Source organism: Micromonospora echinofusca, from assembly GCF_017614955.1.
In the GTDB taxonomy this organism is placed as follows: Bacteria; Actinomycetota; Actinomycetes; order Mycobacteriales; family Micromonosporaceae; genus Micromonospora; species Micromonospora echinofusca_A.
Window position 1 is genome coordinate 1 of sequence record NZ_WVUH01000368.1, and the last position, 6,660, is coordinate 6,660.

The following is a 6,660-nucleotide window of genomic DNA, read 5'->3' on the forward strand; positions in this document are numbered from 1 at the left end:
GCAGGGGGCTGATGCTGGCGGTGGAGTTCGTCCGTCCCGGCACCACGGAACCGGACCCGCAGGCCACCGCCGAGGTCTTCGAGGCGTGCCGGGCCGGCGGGCTGCTGGTCGGCAAGGGCGGTCTGCACGGCAACGTGATCCGGATGGGGCCGCCGTTGACCCTGACCGAGGAGGAGGCCCGGGAGGGGCTGGCCATCCTGGTCGACGCGATCCGCCAGGTGCTGGCCGGGGAAGGCGGAGCGGCGTGAGCATCGGACACTTCGTCGACGGCAAGCCGTTCAGCGGCACGTCGCAGCGGTACGGTGACGTCCACGACCCGGCCACCGGGGTGGTGGCCGACCGGGTCGAGCTGGCCTCGGCGGCGGACGTGGACCTGGTGGTCGCCTCGGCCAACCGGGCCGCCCGGCGTTGGCGGGACGCCTCGCTGGCGAAGCGGACGGCGGTGCTGTTCGCCTTCCGGGAGCTGGTGCACGCGCGCCGGGGCCGGCTCGCCGAGGTGATCACCGCCGAGCACGGCAAGGTCCTCGCCGACGCCGCCGGGGAGGTGCAACGCGGCCTGGAGGTCATCGAGTACGCCTGCGGCATCCCGTCCGCGCTGCGCGGCGGGTTCAGCGAGAACGTCTCCACCGAGGTCGACTCGTACAGCCTGCGGCAGCCGCTGGGCGTGGTGGCGGTGATCTCGCCGTTCAACTTCCCGGCGATGGTGCCGCTCTGGTTCATCCCGGTCGCGGTGGCCTGCGGCAACGCCGTGGTGCTCAAGCCGTCGGAGAAGGACCCCAGCGCGGCGCTGCTGCTCGCCGAGTGGTTCGCCGAGGCGGGCCTGCCGGAGGGCGTGTTCAACGTGGTGCAGGGGGACAAGGAGGCGGTCGACGCGCTGCTGGACCACCCGACGGTCCGGGCGGTCTCGTTCGTCGGCTCCACCCCGGTCGCCCGGTACGTCCACCAGCGGGCCACCGCCGCCGGCAAGCGGGTACAGGCCCTCGGCGGGGCGAAGAACCACATGGTGGTGCTGCCGGACGCCGACCTGGACCTGGCCGCCGACGCGGCGGTGAACGCCGGGTTCGGTTCGGCGGGGGAGCGGTGCATGGCGATCTCCGTGCTGGTCGCGGTGGAACCGGTGGCCGATGCGCTGGTGACCCGGATCGCGGACCGGATCGCCGGGCTGCGCACCGGGGACGGCCGGCGGGGCTGTGACATGGGACCGCTGGTCACCGGCGCGCACCGGGACCGGGTGGCCGGGTACGTCGAGGCGGGCGAGCGGGCCGGGGCGACGCTGGTGGTGGACGGCCGGCAGGTCGTCCCGGACGGCGCGGCGGACGGTTTCTGGCTCGGTCCGACGCTCTTCGACCGGGTCACCCCGGACATGTCGGTCTACACCGACGAGATCTTCGGTCCGGTGCTGTCGGTGGTCCGGGCCGCCTCCTACGACGAGGCGGTGGCGCTGGTCAACGCCAACCCGTACGGCAACGGGACGGCGATCTTCACCAACGACGGGGGTGCGGCCCGCCGATTCCAGCACGAGGTGGAGGTCGGCATGATCGGGATCAACGTGCCGATCCCGGTGCCGATGGCGTACTACTCCTTCGGTGGTTGGAAGGCGTCGCTCTTCGGTGACCTGCACGCGCACGGCGAGGACGGGGTGCGGTTCTTCACCCGGGGCAAGGTGGTGACCAGCCGTTGGCTGGACCCCCGGCACGGCGGGGTCAACCTGGGTTTCCCGACCCAGAGCTGACCGGAGGGGAGGCTGGTCGGAGCAGCCGCAGGACGGCGGCTCCGGCCAGGTAGCACGCCAGCGCGGCGACCGGGACGCCGAGTGGCTCCGGGGCGGCCTTCGGCGTCATGCTGTTGATCAGCAGGCCGGTCAGCGCCGCCGCGAACGCGACCACGGTGAGCACGTTCGACCCCGGGGTGCCGGCGCGGGGCGGTGCGCGGCGGGCGGCCCGCGCCTCCACCGGCCCGAAGACCGCGACCAGCCCGGCCAGGACCAGGCTCAGCAGCAGCAGCCACGGTAGCCGCCAGCCGAACCAGGTGGCCGTACCGACCGCCGGGGTGGGCAGCAGGTGCAGCGCGTCCAGCGCGCCGACCAGCAGCACGGCGGCGCTCAGGTGCCAGAGGAACACGGTCAGCACCACCCCGTTGAGCGCGATCACCACCAACCAGGGCCGGCGCCGGCACAGCCACCGCTGTGCCCGGTCGCGTAGCAGCAGGATCAGGCCGAGCTGCGCGGTGGCGACGGCCAGCAGCGCCAGGCTCGGCGGCGAGGCGTTGTCCAGTCGCTCGCCGGGCACCGCGAGCATGACCACCGGGTACGGGCCGACGACGGTGAGCAGCAGTAGGGCGCCGAAGCCGCCGGCCAGCAGCGGCAGACCGGTGCGGCGGCCGGGGCGCAACCGGCCGTCCTGCCAGGCGAAGCCGACCTGGTGTACGGCGAGCCAGCCGAACAGGTAGCTCCCCGTCGCCAGCCCCGCCGCCCCGGCGAACCGGGCCAGGTCACCGGCGGCCACCAGAGCCACCAGCACCAGCGGTACGGCCACTCCGAAGCGGCGGTGCAGCGGGTACGTCACCGGGGTCAGGGCCACCACCGCCAGGTAGGCGCAGAGGAACCAGAGCGGGATGGTGGCGAACCAGACCACGGTGCGTACCTCGCCGGCCCCGACGCCGCGCAGCCGGGCGACCGCTGCGGCGAGGGTGAGGACGAGCAGCAGGGCGGTGGTGGGGCGCAGCAGCCGGGCGGCGCGGTCCAGCAGCCACCCGGCCGACCCGCCGCCCCGGCGACGGTGGGCGGTGAACGAGGCCGCGTTGGCGAATCCCCCCACCAGGAAGAAGACCGGCATGACCTGGGCCAGCCAGGTCAACGGGTACGCCCAGGACAGATCGGGCAGCGTGGACCGGCCGGTGGGGCGGCCGTTGGCGTCGTACCCGATCACGGTTACCGTCCAGTGACCGAGTACCACCATGACGATGGCCACCACGCGCAGCAGGTCGACGTACCGTTCCCGGCTGGCCGGGGTACGGTCGGCGAGTTGCCGTAGTCGGCCCGCGCGGCGCATGGGCTCAGGCTACCCAGCGTGATCGCCGGTTGGCCGCTGATAACGGTTCGGGCGTCGGGTCTTGAAGTCCGCCCGTTACTGCCGTAAGAATTCTTCAGCAACATTCTTGTAATTGAAGACAAGCAACGTTACCGCCCCCGCGCCTCGAACGGCGGAGCCGTGCCCCGAACTGCGGCTACCGCCTGGACCGGATCCGAGGAGAAACCATGAACAGGCGTGACATCCTGCGTCGCAGTGCCGCTGCCGGCCTGCTGGCCACCCCCGCCGCCGCCCTGCTCACCGGCTGTGCCACCGGTGGCGACAAGGACTCCGGTGACGGTGGTGCCTACCAGGGCACCAAGAGTGAGCAGAACCCGCTCGGCGTGAAGGAGGACGCCCCGCTGGAGGTGGTCATCTTCAACGGCGGTTTCGGCGAGGAGTACGCCAAGGCGCACGAGGCGATGTACACGGAGCGGTACCCGAAGGCGCAGATCAAGCACTCGGCGACCCAGGAGATCAGCAAGACCCTCCAGCCCCGGTTCGTCGACGGTACGCCGCCGGACGTGGTCAACAACTCCGGTGCCGGCCAGATCGACTTCAACGGTCTGGTCTCCCAGAAGGCCCTGGCCGACCTCGGTGAACTGCTCGACGCCCCGAGCCTGGACATCCCGGGCAAGAAGGTGCGGGAGACCCTGCTGCCAGGTGCCGTGGAGGTCGGCTCGTACGACGGCAGGTACCTGGTGATGAACTACACCTACACGGTGTACGGCATCTGGCACTCGACCAAGCTCTTCGCCGACAAGGGCTGGGAGTACGCCAAGACCTGGGACGAGCACATCGCGCTCTGCAAGAAGATCAAGGCCGCCGGCATCGCCCCGTGGACGTACGCCGGTGCCCACCCCCGCTACATGAGCTGGCCGGTGATCTCCACGGCGATCAAGTTCGGCGGGCCGCAGGTCGCCACCGCGATCGACAACCTGGAGCCCAACGCCTGGAAGTCCGACGGGATGAAGGCCGCCGCCGACGCCTGGCACCAGATCGTCAAGGACGGCTACATCCTGTCCGGTTCGTCCGGCCTCGACCACAAGCAGTCGCAGACCGCCTGGTGCCAGGGCAAGGCGGCCTTCATCTCCTGCGGCTCGTGGCTGGAGAGCGAGCAGAAGGCGGTCACCCCGGAAGGCTTCAACATGACCGTCGCGCCGACGCCGAGCCTCGGCAGCGGCGACAAACTGCCCTTCGCGGCGATCCGGGGCACCGCCGGTGAGCCGTTCATGGTGCCGGCCAAGGCGAAGAACGTCGCCGGTGGCCTGGAGTACTTCCGGACCATGCTCTCGAAGAAGGGCGCCCAGGACTTCACCCGGAAGGTCGCCAGCCTCACCGTGGTCGCCGGGGCCACCGAGGGCGTCGAGCTGCCGTACGGGCTGAACACCGTGGTCAAGGCGCTGGAGGCGTCCGGCTCCAACGGCTTCAACTGGGTCTACAACAACTACTACCGCAAGCTGGAGCGTAACCTCGTCGACGCCGCGTGCGGCGAGTTCTTCAGCGGCCGGATCGGCCCGGCGGAGTTCCTGGACCAGTGCCAGAAGGGCGCCGACTCGATCGCCGCGGACACCTCGGTCACGAAGTACAAGCGGGCGTGACGCCCGTCGGCGGGGAGTCGGGTCGTCGCCCCGGCTCCCCGCCGTCCGCCCTGGGGGAGTAGGTCACACACCGTGAGACATGGCAAGTACCCGCTGATCATCACCTTCCTGGTGCCGCCACTGCTGCTGTACGGCGTCTTCGTCGTCTCGCCGTACCTCCAGGCGTTCCAGATCTCCACCACCGACTGGCTCGGCTACTCCGCCGACGCCAACCCCGTCGGGCTGGACAACTTCCGCACCCTGCTGCACGACGGCTACCTGTGGAACGCGTTGAAGAACAACGCGCTGCTGCTCGCCGTCGTACCGGTGGTGACGATCATCCTCGGCCTCTTCTTCGCCACCATGCTCAACATGGGCGGGCGCCGGGGTCGGGCCGGGGTCAGCGGGGTACGCGGCACGTCGGTCTACCGCACGGTCTACTTCTTCCCGCAGGTGCTCTCCGTGGTGATCATCGCGCTGCTCTGGAAGGAGGTCTACCACCCGAACAGCGGGCTGCTCAACGGCACGCTGGGCGCCCTCGGCCTGCCCACGCCGAGCTGGCTCGGTGATCCCCGGACCGCCTTCTGGTGCGTGCTGGCGGTGATGGTCTGGAGCAACGTCGGCTTCTACGTGGTGCTCTTCGGCGCCGCGATGTCCGCCATCCCGCGCGACATCTACGAGGCGGTGATGCTCGACGGCGCGTCCCGGTCGGTCACCCTGCGGAAGATCACCATCCCGCTGCTCTGGGACACCGTGCAGGTGGCCTGGATCTATCTCGCCATCGCCGCTCTCGACGCCTTCGTCCTGGTGCAGCTGATGACCAACGGTGGCCCGAACTTCTCCTCCGACGTCATCGGGCTGCGGATGTACGACACCGCGTTCGGCAGTGAGACCAAGTTCGGGTACGCCTCGGCGATCGGCGTGGTGATGTTCTTCCTGACCCTGTCCGTCGCGGTCCTGGCGCTGCGGGCGGGCCGACGTGATCGGATCGAGTACTCGTGACCATTCTCGAACCCCCGGTGGCGGCGCAGGACACCGGCGCACCGGTGGCCGCTGCGGACCGGCCGGTCCGGCGTGAACTCGGCGTCGCCAACCTCTTCTCGCACGGCTTCCTGCTGCTCTGGGGCGCGCTCACCGCGCTGCCGCTGCTCTGGATGTTCGTCACCTCGTTCAAGAGCAACGGGGAGATCCTGGCCGACCCGTGGGGGCTGCCGGCCGCACTGCGGTTCGACAACTGGGTACGGGCCTGGACCGAGGCGCAGATCGGCCGGTACTTCCTCAACAGTGCGGTCGTGGTCGCCGGCTCGGTCACCCTGACCATGCTGATGGGCGCCACCGCCGCGTACGTCTTCGCCCGCTACGAATTCCGGGGCAAGCAGGTTCTCTACTACCTGTTCGTCGGTGGACTGATGTTCCCGGTCTTCCTGGCGCTCGTTCCGTTGTTCTTCGTGGTACGTAACGCCGGGCTTTTCGGCACCTGGACGGGGCTGATCCTGGTGTACGCGGCGTACTCGCTGCCGTTCACGGTGTTCTTCCTGACCGCGTTCTTCCGTACCCTGCCCACCGCGGTCGCGGAGGCGGCCCTGGTCGACGGCTGCGGCCATTTCCGGCTCTTCTTCCAGGTGATGCTGCCGATGGCCCGACCGGGTCTGATCAGCGTCGGCATCTTCAATTTCCTCAGCCACTGGAACCAGTTCCTGCTGCCCCAGGTGCTGATGCAGGGCGACGACTCGAAATGGGTACTCGCCCAGGGGCTCGCCGCGCTTGCCGTCAGCCAGGGCTACGCCGGTGACTATTCGCAGCTGTTCGCCGGACTGACCATTGCGGTACTGCCGGTGCTGGCGGTCTATGTGATGTTCCAGCGGCAGATCCAGTCCGGCCTCACCGCCGGTCAGCTCAAGTAGTCACGGACGCCCCGCCCGGCCGGAATTCCCGCGTTGATCATGAAGTTGTTGCCACTCGGTTCGGCGTGTCGTGACAACAACTTCATGATCACCGGGGCGGGGCGGGGC

General features: G+C 69.9%; 6 protein-coding genes. 5 read left to right on the plus strand and 1 reads right to left on the minus strand.

What is annotated here, in order from left to right; genetic code table 11:
- Both GSF22_RS28545 and GSF22_RS28550 read left to right on the plus strand, forming a co-directional pair.
- The coding region (locus tag GSF22_RS28545; RefSeq protein ID WP_208816898.1) for an aminotransferase class III-fold pyridoxal phosphate-dependent enzyme at window positions 1-248 on the plus strand (248 nt) is incomplete at its 5' end.
- Window positions 245-1,732 carry a CoA-acylating methylmalonate-semialdehyde dehydrogenase gene (locus GSF22_RS28550; RefSeq protein ID WP_208816900.1) on the plus strand — a complete coding sequence of 496 codons (1,488 nt, stop codon included), beginning with the start codon at window positions 245-247 and terminating at the stop codon, window positions 1,730-1,732. The genes GSF22_RS28545 and GSF22_RS28550, both read left to right, overlap by 4 nt.
- Here GSF22_RS28550 and GSF22_RS28555 read toward each other — a convergent pair.
- Complete coding sequence (locus tag GSF22_RS28555) at window positions 1,704-3,050, minus strand: acyltransferase family protein (RefSeq protein WP_208816901.1); 1,347 nt, start codon at window positions 3,048-3,050, stop codon at window positions 1,704-1,706. The two genes, GSF22_RS28550 and GSF22_RS28555, sit on opposite strands and share 29 nt — an antisense overlap.
- Before the next feature lie 206 nt (window positions 3,051-3,256).
- On the opposite strand from GSF22_RS28555, the gene ngcE reads away from it, so the two are divergent.
- The 3 genes from ngcE (at window position 3,257) to GSF22_RS28570 (ending at window position 6,552) form a co-directional block, all read left to right on the plus strand.
- Entirely contained in the window at window positions 3,257-4,669 is a 1,413-nt protein-coding gene (ngcE, locus tag GSF22_RS28560) for an N-acetylglucosamine/diacetylchitobiose ABC transporter substrate-binding protein (protein ID WP_208816903.1), read from the plus strand.
- A gap of 72 nt (window positions 4,670-4,741) precedes the next feature.
- A complete protein-coding gene (locus tag GSF22_RS28565; protein WP_208816904.1) occupies window positions 4,742-5,650 on the plus strand; it encodes a carbohydrate ABC transporter permease in 909 nt (302 codons plus the stop codon).
- Entirely contained in the window at window positions 5,647-6,552 is a 906-nt protein-coding gene (locus tag GSF22_RS28570) for a carbohydrate ABC transporter permease (RefSeq protein ID WP_208816905.1), read from the plus strand. The genes GSF22_RS28565 and GSF22_RS28570 overlap by 4 nt, the downstream gene beginning before the upstream one ends.
- Window positions 6,553-6,660 lie beyond the last annotated feature (108 nt).